The organism is Thermomicrobium sp., assembly GCF_053493975.1.
The window spans coordinates 1-14,598 of sequence record NZ_JBRBZA010000068.1 but is presented as its reverse complement, the minus strand read 5'-3'; the positions used below and the strand labels follow the sequence as shown (position 1 = coordinate 14,598).

Genomic DNA, 14,598 nt, shown 5'->3' with positions numbered 1-14,598 from the left:
GCTCGCGATCACCGGTGCACTCGCACCCAGCGCGGCCGCGCGTTTCAGCACGTCACGCCGGCTGAGCTGTCCTGAGCGCGCTGCCGCTTCGAGTTCCCGCAACGTCTCCATCGTTTCACCCTCCTCACGCTTCACTCCACCATCGCCAGACCCTGCGAACCGACTCACCATTCGTCTCACCTCCTCCATATCGACGAACGATTCGGCCGCGCGACCCCCGTCCAGCATCCGCGAACGGCGCCATTCTATGTCGGATGACCGAAGAAGTCAATCGTGGGTACCACCGCATGGACTCCTTACTCATCGAGCGAAGATGAAACTGCATCGCTCGCGACCGGTCGCTTGCGAGCCCAGCTCTTTCCGGCACCGATCGCTCCGTGCCATGTCGACGACGAGAACCACTTCATGAACCAGTATCGCCGCCACCCCGCTCCGCCGCAAGTCGGTGCGTCGCGAGCGGCTGGGAATCGAGCTGAGAGCGGTGCCACCGAAGGTCGAACGCATCCCTCCAGCTCGCGTCCCTCGTTCGCTGTTCCTCCCCTCCAAAACGGCAGCGCATCACGCTGCCTTTGGGAAGCATCGACGTGTCGACACATGTCGCACGATCCAGCGACGGTCACGGTGAACGTCGTTTCATCAGCATCCGTACAGCGCCGTCATTGGCAGGAGCACCCACCTCTTCCCAGCGCGCGCGTAACCCCGACCATGCTCAGCCGAGGCAGCGCCACAGCGCTTCGGCCACGCGAAACGGATCGCTCGCCACCACGCTGGCTGCATAGAGCTCCATCGCCCCGAAATCGGACGTCCGCGAAAGCGGGTCACCTCGGTCCACGACACGGACCACCACCGGCATCTCCGACCAGTCCTCGGCAGTCGGGACCAGCGGTGGCAGCCAGGCCACGAGGTTGAAGGACGTTACGTTGAGATCGTCGACGAGGCAACGGACGACCCGGTTCATGACTCGGGCGAGGTCGTCGTCGAATGCAGTGGCCAAGAGAACCGTCTCTTTCTCTTTGAGTGGCGTGAGACTCGCGTACACGCGGATACCGTTGATGGACTTGCCGAGACCGAGTGCTTGGTGAATCCGAAATAGATCCTCGAAGTACCCACGCCCCGTCTCGGTCCGGTAGCGCACAGCGGCACGCCGCTCACGTTCCACCTTTCCATAGTGCATCCCCCGAGTGAGGCTGACCTGCGCGTGCCCGTGAGGGATCGATGCACCGCTTTTCCAGAGGCAATTCCACATGAAGAAGGGATAGACCGCCGCAGCATCGACCCGGTGAGCTCGCGCGAACCACTCGCCAGCCACCGCGACCATCTCACGCACCAACGGCTCGTCGAAGGCCAGGGGATCGTGCTCGCGGAAAATGATGACTCCATGGAGGCCATCGTACTTGGCGATGTTGCTCGCGGTCAGGACGTAGCGTCCTCGGATGCGTCCGAAGACATCCTCGGGCGTGTTGAATTCCGGTTCGCAGAACGGATCGGGCGCAGTGCGAGCCAGTTCGTCAGCCAACTCGGCAGGTATCCGCGCCTCCAGCGGCCGGCGCGCCCGCAATTCGTTGAACAGCGTCGCGTCGAGCGTCCACCGGTTGGTGACTTTGACGATCCGCTGCCGCAGCACCGCCTCTGGGGAACCGAAGTACCGCTCCACCCACTTCCGCATGTGATCGGGGAGGACCAATTCCCCGACCGTGACCTCGACGTCGAATAGGTCGGAGAACGCCTGCTGCAGCGCCGGCTCCAGCGTCTCGATCACCTCGAGCAGCCAGAGAATCGATCGCTGGCCGACGCTGCTCGGCACTCCATCGCTGGAACAGGCCATCCGTCTCCCCTTCCTCCTCAGCGGACTGCCTCGAGCGCTCCGGTCCGCCGCAGCGCCGCGACACGCTCGTACACTGCGAGGTAGTCCTCCGCCGGTTGCTCCCAACTGACGTCGCACGACATGGCCGACCGGACGAGCCGCCACCAGCGCGCCGGATCTCGGTACACGGCGTGCGCGCGCTCGATCGCCTCGAGCACAGCGCTCGGGTTCGATTCGTCGAAAAGGAAACCGTTCCCGCGCTGACCGTCCCACTCCACCACGGTATCGGCGAGTCCACCGGTTCGCCGGACGATCGGTATCGCTCCGTACCGCAAGCCGAGCAACTGGCCGAGTCCGCACGGCTCGAAGCGCGATGGCAAGAGCACGGCATCAGCCCCGGCGTAGATCCGGCGGGCGAGCACTGCATCGAAGGTGAGACGCACCGCGACGCGGTCAGGATAGCGTTCGGCCAGTGCGGCGAACTGCCGCCCGATTTCAGGCTCGCCGACCCCCAAGACCGCCAGCTGGATACCGCGCGAGACGAGCTCGTCGCCGAGCGCCAGAACGAGATCCAAACCTTTCTGATAATCCAATCTCGAGACGATGCCGATCAGGAACGAGTCCGGTTCCTGCGCAAGACCGAGTTCCCCCTGCAGCACTCGTTTGCAGAGCGAGCGAGCTTCTGGATGCTCTGCATCGTAGCGGACTGCCAACACCGGATCGCTCGCCGGATCGTAAAAGGTCGTATCGATCCCATTGCGAATCCCGACCAGGGCATCGCCCCGGTACCGGAGCAGCCCATCCAACCCTTCGCCGAATTCCGGTGTCTGAATCTCCCGCGCATAGGTCGGACTCACCGTCGTGATGACATCCGCGACATGGATGCCGCGGGCGAGCATGTTGATCGTCCCTGGAAATCGTTGCCACTCTTCGAACAAGAGTTCGCGCGCCTCGAAGCCCAGTCGCCGCGCGTAACCGATATCGGTAATTCCCTGGTGCGCCAGGTTGTGGATCGTCAACACCAGCCCTGGCGAGGAGCGATCCGATTCGTCGTCCCGCCAGCGGTGAAGCCAGACGAGCGTCAGCGCGGTATGCCAGTCATTGGCATGGACGACGCCGACTGGGAAGAGCTGGGCGAGTTCAGCAGCTGCCCGCGAAAACGCGAAGAACCGCTCGCGATCGCGCGGCTCGTCATAGACGACGGGAGAGCCGAACAGCCGCTCGGACCGCAAGAGCAGGACCGGGACACGACTCGCTAACCAGGCTCGTCCCACCCGGAACGTCTCCACACCCCCATCGAGTGGTACCTCGAGCCGGATGGGGAGCTCGGTCACTGGGGCTCGATCCTCGATACCACCGTACCAGGGTGTCACGACGACGATCGGCACCCCACGCTCGGCCAGCGCCAGCGGGAGCGAGCCAGCCACATCCCCCAGTCCCCCGACTTTGGAGAATGGCGCGACCTCAGCACTCAGATAGAGAACGACTGGAAGACTCGCTCGTTTGGCTCGGCCGTCGTACCGCATCATGCGCCCGCCTCGTTCCCGCTCACGACCATACCACGGTCGCGATCGGATTCACCGTTTCCCCACTGGGCACGACCGCACCCGGGAAGTCGCTTTCCTTGACCTCGGGGCCGATCAACACGTTGCGTCCGATCCGCACCCCAGGCGGCACGACCGCATTGCGCCCCACCAGTGTGATGCCGGTATTCAGCCGACTGGGTTCCAACCAGTTCGGAGTATTGTCGTCCCCCCAGCCCAGGTACGCGTTGGCGCCGATCGTCACGTGCTTGTCGATGATGCAGCGATCGATGACCGCTCCTGGCCCGATCACCGAATCGGTCATCACGATCGAATCGCGCACCACTGCTCCTGGCTTCACGATCACGCCGGGCGAGAGGATCGAACGGATGACGGTCGCACCTTCCACGATGCACCCATTGGAGAGCAAGCTCCGGATCACCGTCGCTCCTTCGAGAATCTTGGCCGGTGGCCGCTCCTCGCTGCGGGTATGAATCCGCCAGTTGGGGTCGTAGAGATTGAGCTTCGGCTCGTCCTCCAACAGCGCCATGTTGGCTTCCCAGTATGACTGCACGGTTCCGACATCCTGCCAGTAGCCGTCGAAGCGATAGGTCGCCACCCGCGCCGTCCGAATGAGATAGGGGATCACGTCGCGGCCGAAATCGATGAACTCCGGCGCATCAGGGTGGTCGCGCGTGAAAAGATCGAGGAGGAGATCGCGCCGGAAAAGGTAAATGCCCATGGACGCGAGATTGGAGCGCGGTCGTTCCGGCTTCTCCTCGAAATCGATCACCCAACCGTCCTCGGCGACGATCACGACGCCGAAGCGCGAGGCTTCGCGCCAATCGACGGGTTGCACTGCGATCGTCACATCGGCGCAGCGCTCGCGATGTTGGGCGATCATCGGTCGATAGTCCATCGCGTAAACGTGATCACCCGCTAAGATCAGCACATCGCGGTAGGGGCGCCGCGAAATGTAAAAGAGGTTGTGATACACCGCATCGGCGGTGCCCCGGTACCAGCCGGACGTGGAGCGCCCCAGATACGGCTGCAGGATCACCACACCGCCGTTGCGCTCGCGATCGAGGTCCCAGGGACGGCCATGACCGATGTGCTCGTTGAGCGAGTGTGGCCGGTATTGCGTCAAGACGGCTACATCGTACAAGCCCGAGTTCACACAGTTGGAGAGAGCAAAGTCGATGATACGGTATTTCCCGCCGAACGGAACCGCTGGCTTCGCGCGCTGGCGCGAGAGAATGCTCAAACGCTCTCCTTGCCCTCCCGCGAGGATCATCACCGCGACGTCGCTCATCGCGCCCTCCCGCCCCAGCTTGACCGTTCCCACGTGTATCATAGCCCGACAGGCAGGCACACCGAGAGGGGTACCGGTGCGACCATTCTTGCGAAGACGCAACGCGCAAAACCAGTCCAGCACGCACGAATCGCCGAGCGTTCCTGATGGCCTCTGGCTCAAATGCTCCCGTTGTCGCGATCTCCTGTACGTGCGGGAATTCGAGCGGAACCAGCGGGTCTGCCCGCGCTGCGGTTTTCATGCGCGACTCACCGCACGAGAGCGGATCACCGTGACCGTCGATCCGGGTTCCTTCGCCGAGTGGGATGCACACGTCGTCACCGACGATCCGTTGCAATTCGTCGCCCTCGGTGAGCCGTACCCAGCCAAGATCAGCGAGGCTCGCACCCGATCCGGTGAGCGTGAGGCGCTCGTCACGGGCACAGCCACCATCGAGCACATTCCTGTCGCCATCGCTGTCGCCGAGTTCGGCTTCCTCGGTGCGAGCATGGGTTCCGTTTTCGGCGAAAAGTTCGCTCGTGCCGCGGAGCGTGCAGCCGCGGAGCGACGAGCGTTCGTCGTCTTTGCGAGTTCAGGCGGCGCACGCATGCACGAGGGAATCTTCTCCCTGTTCCAGCTGCCAAAGACGATCGTTGCCGTCGAAGCTCTTGCGGAGGCACGCCTGCCCTTCATCAGTGTCCTCGTCGACCCGTGCTACGGTGGCGTGACTGCCAGTTTCGCCACCGTGGCCGATGTCATACTGGCCGAGCCGGGCGCGATGATCGGATTCGCTGGCCCGCGCGTCATCGAGCAAGTGACGCGGCAAAAGCTTCCTCCTGGTTTCCAGACGGCCGAGTTCGCCCTCGAACACGGGATGGTGGATATGGTCGTTCCCCGTCAACGGGTACGCGCTGTGTTGGCCTCGCTCATCCGGACGCTCGCCGGATCCTCGCTCGTTCCGCTGACCAGCGAAAGCATGCGGCAGGAGGTGGGGGAATGACTAGTTTGACCGCGTGGGACCGTGTTCAGCTCGCGCGACATCCGGCGCGCCCCCACACGCTCGACTACATCGCCGAACTGATCGAGGATCCACAAGAGCTGCACGGTGACCGCCTGTTCCGGGACGATCCGGCCATCGTCGCAGTGCTCGGGCGCTTTCGTGGGCAACCGATCCTCGTCCTCGGCCATCAAAAAGGAACGACGACCGCAGAGAATATCGCGCGCAATTTCGGGATGCCGCGTCCCGAAGGATACCGTAAGGCGATTCGCGTCATGCAGCTCGCCGAAAAATTCCGCCTGCCGGTTCTGACCTTCGTCGATACACCCGCCGCCGATCCGGGACTCGAATCGGAGGAACGAGGCCAAGCATGGGCTATCAGTGCGTGCTTGCAAACGCTCCTCCGTTTGACCGTCCCGACCATCGCCGTCGTCATCGGAGAGGGTGGGAGTGGTGGAGCACTCGCGCTGGCGGCCTGCGATCGACTGCTGATGCTGGAAAACGCGATCTTCGCCGTCGCATCACCCGAAGCCTGTGCCGCGATCCTTTGGCGTGACGCCGGCCGAGCACCTGAGGCAGCCGCCGCGATGCGGATCACTGCTCCGGAACTTCACCGTTTCGGCATCGCTGACGAGGTGATCCCCGAACCGACCCCGGCACACCTGGACGCTCCAGGCACGATTCGCCGGGTCGGCGATGCGGTCGAGCGCTACCTTGGCGAGCTCCACGACCTGTGGAACCGACACGGAACCGATGCAGCACGGCGCTTTCGTTGGGCACGCTTTCGTGCCATCGGGGTGTGGCGCGAGGAAGTCATGTCGAGCGAATGAGACAGTGCCGGAGCGTTGGCCGTGCTCGCCGGATTCAACTCCCCTTCACTGGAATACGGCGTACCCGTCCGGGTGCCACCTTAGGGAGACGAACGACGAGTATGCCATTCTCGTAGCGGGCTTCGGCTCGTTCCGGATCGACTGGGCTGGGCAAATCGATCGTGCGTTGAAATCGACCGAAGCGACGCTCGCGACTGATCCATTGCCCATCCACCGAGGGTTCCCGCACCTCGCCGCGGAGAACCACGCGATCGTCCTCGACGACGAGGTCCATCGCGGCCGGCTCCACCCCTGGTATCACCGCGTAGATCAGGTATGCGTCCTCGAGCTCGGCAATGTCCACCGGTACACCCACGCCGGCCACTAGCGGCCCGGATCGCTCACCCCGTAGCCCATAGGCTTGTTCGAAGAGTTCGCGCCAGGGAAAACCCTCCGCCCAAGGGTCGAAGGATCGTCTGCCCGCCACGCTCCATTCCTCCTGCTCAGGATCCGTCACCGCCCTAGGAATCCGAGCGCCCGCACGAGCGTGAGCCAGCGCCCGGCCGGGCGACGCGACGCTTGCACGTAGCGGTACACGTGTGCCAGCCGATCGCTGGTGAAGATGCCGCGATAGCGGTTCCCGGTATCGACCACAGGGACCGCGGGGTGTCCACTCGCCAGCATGCGGCGGTGCGCTTCGTACACCGACGTCTCCGGACTCACGGCAGCGAAGCCATCGTCCATCGCATCAGCAACGCGCATGAGATGCGCGACATGCGCCAGCCGCAAGATGGTTTCACGCCACAGCATCCCCACGACTGTTCCGTCGCGTACGACAGCGACATCGCGGGGTCCCCCTTGCAGGGCATGAGACAGCGGCTGCTCGGGATCGATTCCACCACCATCCCAGATGGCGAATTGCCCGACTGGAAGGCGCTGCAGAACGCGCTCCAGCTGGAGCGTCCGTTGCTCCAGCAAGGCAGCACCTGCTAGGAAAAGACCAGCCAGCGGCAAAGTCGGCTCGCGTAACCACAGACCGAGCGGGAGCGTCACCAGGGCAACGAGATACCCGGTAACTAACGAGATCCGTGTCGCGCGCGCACGCTCGCTCACCGCCGAGAGCCATGCCCGCAACAGCCGACCACCGTCCATCGGGAAGGCAGGGATCAGGTTGAACAGCGCCAACAGGACGTTGCTGGCCATCGTCAGGACCAGCAAGCTGCCGACACTCGTCCCGTTAAGGAGACGAGCCACATCGGCGAGCGACGTCACCTCGTCCAGAGCGAGAACAACGCTCACCACCGGCAAGAGCGCGAGTGCGATACCGAGATTGAGCACTGGACCAGCCAAGGCGATCGCTGCCTCGCGACGAGGTGGGAGTGGTCCTTGCTCGATACGCGTGAGACCGCCGATCGGCAAAAGGACGACGTCACGCACGGCGAGACCGAAGCGATGCGCGACGACAGCGTGGGCGAGTTCGTGTCCAGCCACGCTCACGAAAACCGCCAGAAGCAAGAAAAGCCCGAAAAGCGTCCCTTCCAGCGGCTCCGTGCTCCGCCCTCCCCAATGCCAGAACACCCAGGGGACGAGGAGGAGCATGGTCGGGTGAATCCGCACCGCGACACCCCGGACTGTCACCACCGAGATCGCTCGTCCCACCGATGAGCCCCAGTCGTCCAACTGCTCGCCGGCGCTCATTGCGCCCCTCTCCCGATGATGTCGGCAGAGTCCGGCATCTTGTGAAGCCCGATGCCCCGACCGGATTGTACCGGTCATCCGCCGATCCGTCACGGTGTTCGGACACCCCATTCGGCGAGTAGATCATGAATCACTCGTCCGTACGCATGATGTCGTGTTTCATCCCTTGCATGCTCGGGTTGCGTGCAGTATCATGAGCAATGGGTTCCTCCGAACAGGCGACCTCCCCCAGAGCAGTGCCGGTACGACTGGGCACGGGACTGCGTGTGCCCGAGCAGGAATAGGGGGGCGTTGCGTGAGGCGAGCGGTCCAGCATGTCCTGAGCGTCGAGCAGTTCTCGCGCTCTTACCTCTTCGAGCTTTTCCACCGCGCCGATGCATTTTCGGCGCTTCCCCGGCACGAGTTCACCGACACAGCGCGCGGTGCCATCATGGCGACGCTGTTCTACGAGCCGAGCACCCGTACGCGTCTCAGTTTCGAGGCTGCCATGACACGCCTCGGCGGGGCGGTCATCTCCGCCGAGTACGCAGCAGCGACCTCGTCCGCCGCCAAAGGAGAGTCGATCGAAGACACAGCCCGGGTCGTTGCCGGGTATGCTGACCTCATCGTGATCCGCCATCCGGAAGCTGGATCAGTAGCTCGTGCCGCTGCCGTCGTCGATGTGCCGGTGATCAACGCAGGTGACGGAACGAACGAGCACCCGACGCAGGCCTTGATCGACCTCTATACCATCTGGCGAGAACACGGACGGATCGATGGGCTGACGATCGCGCTGGTCGGTGACCTCCGATACGGGCGGGCGGCACGCTCGCTGGCGCGCCTGCTCACGCGAACGCTGGACACCACACTTTACCTGGTTGCACCACCGGTGACGCGGATGGATCCTGCGCTCGTCCAGTACCTGCGCCAGAGCGGACTCCGCGTTTTCGAGGTGGACGATCTCAGAGCCATCGCGCCGGAACTGGACGTGCTCTATCAGACGCGGATTCAGCGTGAGCGTTTCCGCGACCCCGACGAGTACGCTGCCGCCTTCGGCCAAATCATCGTCGATCAGGCCCTGATGGAACAGCTCGCTCCGCACGCGATCGTCCTTCACCCCTTGCCCCGCGTGGGGGAAATCGAGCCTGCGGTCGACACTGACCGGCGAGCAGCCTATTTCCGCCAGGCACGCAACGGTGTCGCGCTGCGCATGGCGTTGATCGAACAAGTACTGGCTCGGCGACCACTGAGTGCCGCGACGGCGAACGGCTATCACGACTAGCCGAGAGTGTCCACCGACCTCTCATGCCCCGCCCAGCGCGGGCGGGTGCGCTCTTTTTCCCCGACGCGATTCCCCAGCAGCTCAGATCCCCGCGTAATATTCAGCGAGTCGCTCGCGAGCGATGCGCCGCAGCTTTCGCAGTGCCTCGTTTTCGATCTGCCGGACGCGCTCGCGACTGATGCCGAGGAGATCCCCGACTTCGGCAAGCGTCCGCGGCTCGCCATCCGAGAGACCGTACCGCAACTGGAGGACCAGTCTTTCACGCGGCGTCAGCATTTCCAGGACCTCAGCGATATCTCGCCGCATCAGCGACTCCTCGGCGAGCTCTTCCGGCGACTGCGCCAACTCGTCAGCGATGAGATCGCCGAGACTCGTCTCGTCCTCGTCGCTGAGCGGTTGATCGAGGGAAACGGCCCGCTGCGCGGCCCGCACGATCTGCGCGATCTTTTCCGGCTGCACGCTCATCGCTTCGGCGATCTCTTCCGGTGTCGGCTGCCGCCCCAATTCCTGCGCGAGCTGCGTCATCGTCCGGTGGTAACGAGTGATCGAGTCAGTCATGTGGACCGGCAAACGGATCGTCCGCCCCTGATCCGCGATCGCCCGCGTGATCGCTTGGCGAATCCACCAGGTCGCATAGGTGCTGAAACGATAGCCCCGACGCCAGTCGAACTTCTCGACTGCCCGCATGAGTCCGATGTTGCCCTCTTGAATGAGATCGAGCAGCGAGAGCCCCCGCCCAACGTAGCGCTTCGCGATGCTGACCACCAACCGTAGATTCGAGCGGACGAAGCGCTGCAGCGCCTCTGTATCCCCCTCCTTGATGCGCTTGGCGAGCTCGACTTCCTCTTCGGGCGTGAGCAGTGGCGCCTCCGCGATCTCCCGCAAGTAGAGCCGCAGGGGATCGCTGGCCAGCGAAGGATCATTCCGGAACAGATCTTCCAGCTCCGCGTCGCTGAGGAGCGGCTCGGGCTCGACGATTTCCGCTTCGACCGGCTCGATCGCTCGCTCCTCGGCAAGCGGTTCGCTGCCGATCGCTTCCTGTTCCACAGATCGGCTCGTTCCGCTTCGCCGGCGCCGGCTGCTCTCCCGTCGCTCCTGCGTCATTTACATCCTCCAGCATCGCTCCCGTACCCCTCGCCCCCGTCACCCGTCATCGACCCAGGGTAACGGTGCCGAGTCGGCGAGGTCAGGGGAGGGGGATTGTGCCAGGCGAGCGTATCCAGATCGGCAGGTCGCCTCAGCTACCCGCGACCCTGCCATCTGGTTGGGCAACGCGGGCCACCTCGTACGCTGTCAGTATATACTCTTGGCCGAGGCGACGCGCGAAGGACTATCCATGATTCCTACCCGTTTGGTTCTCCGGCACTTTCTCTGCTATCGCGACCCGGTCGAAGTCGATTTTACCGGTCTGCAGCTGGCCTGCCTGTCCGGTGAGAACGGTGCTGGCAAGTCGGCCCTACTCGATGCGATGACCTGGGCATTGTGGGAAAAGGCACGCGCGAGCAATCAACATCTGGTCAGCCTCGGTGAACTCGAGACACGCGTCGAGTTCAGCTTTCGCCTCGACGGGCGGGAATACCGGGTCATTCGCGCGTATACCACCGGTGGCAAGAAGGGCTCGCTGCTCGAACTCCATGTCAAGACGGAGGATGGCTGGTACCCCCTCGCATCCAGTGGCAAGCACACCGTGCAAGCGGAGATCGAGCGCCTGCTCGGCATCAATTACTCCACGTTCGTCAATTCTGTCTTTCTCCTCCAGGGACGAGCGGACGAGTTCACCCGCCAGACACCGGCCAAACGGAAAGAAATTCTCGCCGAATTGCTCGAACTCGACCGGTACGAGCGCTATCGGGAAGTCGCTCGCGAGGAGGCGAAACGGCTCCGAGACGAGCGTGCTCGCGCGGAGCAGATGCTCGCCGCGCTCCGTGAGCAGGCAGTCCAGGCGCCTGCACTCCGCGATCAGGTCACCCGGCTCGAAAACGAGCTCGACTCCAACCGAACGCATTTGGCTCAACTGCGCGAGCAGCTGCAGCTCAGGCAAGAGCGCTTGCTTCGACTCGAACTGGAAGTCGCGCGTCATCGCGAGCGCTCGACGCGTCACGCTGAACTCGTGAGCAAGTGCGCGCAACGCCACGAGGAAAAGAATCGACTCGAGCAACGACTGGCGACGCTGCAGGCCTTCCTGCAGCGTGCGCCGGAGATCGAGAGTCGCGCACAGGAACTGGAAACCGTCCAGCGCGAACTCGACGAACTCGGTCGCATCGCCGCGGAACGGCAGCGCATCCAGCAGGAGCTCCTCCAACGCGAGCGCGATTTGGAAAGCAAGCGACGCCAGCGCGCTGTCCGCAAGCAAACACTCGAGACCCGAATCAAAGAGACTGAGCAGGCGCTCGCTCAGCGGCCCGAACTGGCAGCGCGACTCAGACGGATCGAAGAGGAGCTTGCCCGACTCGCCACCCTCCGGGAGCGGCAGGCGGAGCTCGATAACCAAGCGGTGCAACTCGAGGCGCGGCGCGGTGAAGTGCGGGCGCTCGCCAGCCAACTGCGCCAGCAGATGAAGGAACTCCAGGAACAGTTACAGCAGCTGTCGGCTATCGACGCCGTCTGCCCCGTGTGTCTCCGACCGCTCACGCCGGAGGAACGCGCTCGACAGGAGGCTCAATTGCGCGAACGAGGAGCGCAGCTTCGGTCCACCTTCGATGCTAGCCGGGATGAATACGTTCGTCTCACGGAGCAATTGGAGAAGACCCAGCAGCATCGCCGAGAGCTGGATGCCGAATTGAGGAGAGAGGGTGATCTCCAGGCCGAACGCGGCAAACTTAGTAGTGATCTCGAAAAGCTCGCTCGACAGGAGCACGAACTCGCTCGGTTTCGGAGCGAATTGGATCAGCTGAGTCGCTCGGAGGAGTTCGACCCCGAGCTTCAGTCGCTCGAGGAGGCAGCGCAGACGCTTCGCCAGCGTTTGACAGAACTCGTCTTCGATTCAGCACGCCGTGACGCACTCGAGCGACGGCGCCGCGAACTCGAGTCGGTTCGGCAGGAGCAACTGGAACTTCTCGAAGCGCGAACCGCTGTGCAGCACCTCACCGAACGGTTGAGCGAACTCGAACGCGAAATCGCCACACTCGATTCCGAACGGGCAAGTTTGGAGGCCGAACTGACAGCCTGGTCTCCGCCGGAACGAGAGCTGGAGGCTGTGCGCCGCGAACTCGACCAACTGAAGCAGCGTGAGCAGAGCGCAGAAGAGGAGATCGAGCGGTTGCAGTCTCAGCTCGGCGCAGTACGGCAGCGCTTGGCGGATGCGGAAGCAGCACAGGTCCAGGCCGAGCGCGTTTCGCGAGAACTCGATCGCTTGGCGCACGAAATCGCCGTTCTCGAGGCACTCGACCACGCTTTCGGTAAGCACGGAATCCAGACGATGGTCTTCGAGAACGTCTTGCCGGATCTCGCCGAGGCCGCGAACGAGATTCTCGACCGCTTGCCCGGCAATACGCTCCGCGTCGACTTCTCCACGCAACGGGACAAAACGAGCGGGGACGGAGCGATCGAGACGCTCGACATCCTGATCAGCGACGAGTTCGGCCAGCGCCCGTACGAGCTGTACAGTGGCGGTGAGGCCTTCCGCATCAACTTCGCACTGCGCGTGGCCTTGAGCCTACTGCTCGTCGAGCGAGCGGGCCGCCGCCTCGAGACACTGGTCATCGATGAAGGATTCGGCACCCAAGACGCCAAAGGGCGCGAAGGGCTGATTCAAGCTCTCCAGTCCGTCCAGGATCGCTTCGCGCTGATCCTGGTCATCACACACCTGGAGGACATCAAGGAGCAATTCCCGCAACGGATCGAGGTGTACAAGACGTCGGGTGGGTCCCGGGTCACCGTCATCCGCTGAGCACGACCGGACGAGCCGACTTCGACCGACACAGGTCGACTATACTCGGAGCAATCGAACCCACACCGAGCAATGGCTTTCATCCGAACGAGGGCATCCGATGCAGTACTGGCAGAATCTTCGCTCACCATGGATATCGCTTCTCCTCTTGATCACCGGCATGGTGCTCCTGGGCCAAAGCGGCGCAGCAGCGAGTGCGCGCGTCTATCTCATCGAGATCGATGGGGCGATCACACCGGTAGTGGCCAGCTACGTCGATCGTGCTCTTCGCCAGGCTGCCGATCAGGGGGCGGAAGCCGTCGTTATCCAACTCGACACGCCGGGCGGACTGAGTTCAGCGATGGACGAGATCATCCAAGACATCCTCCAGAGTCCAGTCCCGGTGATCGTCTACGTCGCGCCGGAAGGCGCCCGCGCTGCCTCGGCCGGTGTCTTCATCACCTATGCCGCCCACATCGCGGCCATGGCGCCAGCGACGAATATTGGGTCTGCCAGTCCGGTCCTCATCGGCCAAGATGGGCAATCCACGCAACCGGACGAAACGATGCAGCGGAAGATCGTCAACGATGCCGTCGCCAAGATCCGCAGCCTCGCGGAGCGGCGCGGTCGCAACGCTGACTGGGCGGAGCAAGCAGTCCGCGAAGCCGTCAACATCTCGGCGGAGCAAGCGGTCGCTCAGAACGTCGTCGATCTCGTGGCACCGTCGCTTCCTGCTCTCTTGGACGCCGTGGATGGCCGAACCGTGACTACGAGTGCTGGAGAGGTCACACTGCGCACGCGCGATGCCGAGGTGGTTCCAGTCCAGATGACGCTCGTCGAACGGTTCTTCCAAGTCCTGAGCGATCCGAACGTCGCCTACATTCTCCTGAGTCTGGGACTGCTCGGACTGTTCTTCGAACTCGCCAATCCCGGCAGCATCCTTCCTGGTGTCCTCGGCGGCATCCTGCTGCTGCTCGGGCTGTACGCCCTGGGGACGCTGGACGTCAACTGGGCTGGCGTGTTGCTGATGGGCTTCGCCTTCCTGTTGTTCCTGATCGATCTCTACGTCCCGACGCAAGGTGTCTTGACGATCGGTGGGATCGTGTCGTTCGCACTCGGCTCCCTCCTGCTCTTGCAGTCACCGGCCAGCCCGGCCTTTCAACTCTCGCGCGCTGTCGTCATCGCCGTCACCGCGACGATCGCCGGTATCTTTTTGCTTCTCGTGTTTTTGGTCGCACGCGCGCACGCCCGGCGTCCACAGACCGGAAAGGAAGCGTTGCTCGGCGCACGAGCGGTCGTCCGGCGTACCCTCGACCCGGAAGGCATGGTCTTCGTCGAGGGGGAACT

The 14,598-nt window shown here is 63.5% G+C and carries 12 protein-coding genes; 5 read left to right on the top strand and 7 right to left on the bottom strand.

All coding sequences use genetic code 11. From position 1 onward, the window contains the following. From ACWIVK_RS11105 to ACWIVK_RS11090, 4 genes are all read right to left on the bottom strand, one after another. Nucleotides 1-111: twin-arginine translocation signal domain-containing protein (locus ACWIVK_RS11105; protein WP_448576769.1), on the bottom strand; the 111-nt coding region annotated here is incomplete at its 3' end. Between the two features lie 598 nt (nucleotides 112-709). Next, nucleotides 710-1,825 carry a hypothetical protein gene (locus ACWIVK_RS11100; RefSeq protein WP_448576768.1) on the bottom strand — a complete coding sequence of 372 codons (1,116 nt, stop codon included), beginning with the start codon at nucleotides 1,823-1,825 and terminating at the stop codon, nucleotides 710-712. 17 nt (nucleotides 1,826-1,842) lie between these two features. After that, complete coding sequence (locus tag ACWIVK_RS11095) at nucleotides 1,843-3,333, bottom strand: glycogen synthase (protein ID WP_448576767.1); 1,491 nt, start codon at nucleotides 3,331-3,333, stop codon at nucleotides 1,843-1,845. Nucleotides 3,334-3,352: 19 nt separating this feature from the next. After that, nucleotides 3,353-4,639 (bottom strand): glucose-1-phosphate adenylyltransferase, encoded by a 1,287-nt coding sequence (locus tag ACWIVK_RS11090; protein WP_448576766.1) that lies wholly within the window; start codon nucleotides 4,637-4,639, stop codon nucleotides 3,353-3,355. A gap of 76 nt (nucleotides 4,640-4,715) precedes the next feature. Between ACWIVK_RS11090 and accD the strand changes: the two genes are divergently transcribed. Then, nucleotides 4,716-5,618 (top strand): acetyl-CoA carboxylase, carboxyltransferase subunit beta, encoded by a 903-nt coding sequence (accD, locus tag ACWIVK_RS11085; RefSeq protein ID WP_448576765.1) that lies wholly within the window; start codon nucleotides 4,716-4,718, stop codon nucleotides 5,616-5,618. Then, the gene (locus ACWIVK_RS11080) at nucleotides 5,615-6,445 is read left to right on the top strand and encodes an acetyl-CoA carboxylase carboxyltransferase subunit alpha (protein WP_448576764.1); all 831 of its coding nucleotides are present in this window, start codon (nucleotides 5,615-5,617) and stop codon (nucleotides 6,443-6,445) included. The genes accD and ACWIVK_RS11080 overlap by 4 nt, the downstream gene beginning before the upstream one ends. 34 nt (nucleotides 6,446-6,479) lie before the next feature. Here ACWIVK_RS11080 and ACWIVK_RS11075 read toward each other — a convergent pair whose 3' ends face one another. Both ACWIVK_RS11075 and ACWIVK_RS11070 read right to left on the bottom strand, forming a co-directional pair. After that, a complete protein-coding gene (locus ACWIVK_RS11075; RefSeq protein ID WP_448576763.1) occupies nucleotides 6,480-6,911 on the bottom strand; it encodes an Hsp20/alpha crystallin family protein in 432 nt (143 codons plus the stop codon). A gap of 26 nt (nucleotides 6,912-6,937) precedes the next feature. Continuing rightward, nucleotides 6,938-8,122 carry a site-2 protease family protein gene (locus ACWIVK_RS11070; protein ID WP_448576762.1) on the bottom strand — a complete coding sequence of 395 codons (1,185 nt, stop codon included), beginning with the start codon at nucleotides 8,120-8,122 and terminating at the stop codon, nucleotides 6,938-6,940. Nucleotides 8,123-8,417: 295 nt separating this feature from the next. On the opposite strand from ACWIVK_RS11070, the gene pyrB reads away from it, so the two are divergent. After that, nucleotides 8,418-9,383: an aspartate carbamoyltransferase gene (pyrB, locus tag ACWIVK_RS11065; protein WP_448576761.1), complete on the top strand. Its 966-nt coding sequence runs from the start codon at nucleotides 8,418-8,420 to the stop codon at nucleotides 9,381-9,383. 81 nt (nucleotides 9,384-9,464) lie between these two features. Here the strand turns inward: pyrB and ACWIVK_RS11060 are convergent, their stop codons facing one another. After that, nucleotides 9,465-10,430, bottom strand: a complete 966-nt coding sequence (locus ACWIVK_RS11060) for a sigma-70 family RNA polymerase sigma factor (protein WP_448576759.1) — start codon at nucleotides 10,428-10,430, stop codon at nucleotides 9,465-9,467. A 289-nt stretch (nucleotides 10,431-10,719) separates the two neighbouring features. On the opposite strand from ACWIVK_RS11060, the gene ACWIVK_RS11055 reads away from it, so the two are divergent. Both ACWIVK_RS11055 and ACWIVK_RS11050 read left to right on the top strand, forming a co-directional pair. Then, a complete protein-coding gene (locus ACWIVK_RS11055; RefSeq protein WP_448576758.1) occupies nucleotides 10,720-13,272 on the top strand; it encodes an AAA family ATPase in 2,553 nt (850 codons plus the stop codon). A gap of 100 nt (nucleotides 13,273-13,372) precedes the next feature. Then, on the top strand, nucleotides 13,373-14,598 hold a 1,226-nt coding region (locus ACWIVK_RS11050; protein ID WP_448576757.1), incomplete at its 3' end, for an NfeD family protein.

What these genes read in the sequence shown, in the direction of transcription:
- ACWIVK_RS11090 (WP_448576766.1), bottom strand. Translation starts at nt 4,639, where the DNA reads ATGAGCGACGTCGCGGTGATGATCCTCGCGGGAGGGCAAGGAGAGCGT.
- ACWIVK_RS11070 (WP_448576762.1), bottom strand. Translation starts at nt 8,122, where the DNA reads ATGAGCGCCGGCGAGCAGTTGGACGACTGGGGCTCATCGGTGGGACGA.
- ACWIVK_RS11080 (WP_448576764.1), top strand. Translation starts at nt 5,615, where the DNA reads ATGACTAGTTTGACCGCGTGGGACCGTGTTCAGCTCGCGCGACATCCG.
- ACWIVK_RS11100 (WP_448576768.1), bottom strand. Translation starts at nt 1,825, where the DNA reads ATGGCCTGTTCCAGCGATGGAGTGCCGAGCAGCGTCGGCCAGCGATCG.
- ACWIVK_RS11095 (WP_448576767.1), bottom strand. Translation starts at nt 3,333, where the DNA reads ATGATGCGGTACGACGGCCGAGCCAAACGAGCGAGTCTTCCAGTCGTT.
- ACWIVK_RS11055 (WP_448576758.1), top strand. Translation starts at nt 10,720, where the DNA reads ATGATTCCTACCCGTTTGGTTCTCCGGCACTTTCTCTGCTATCGCGAC.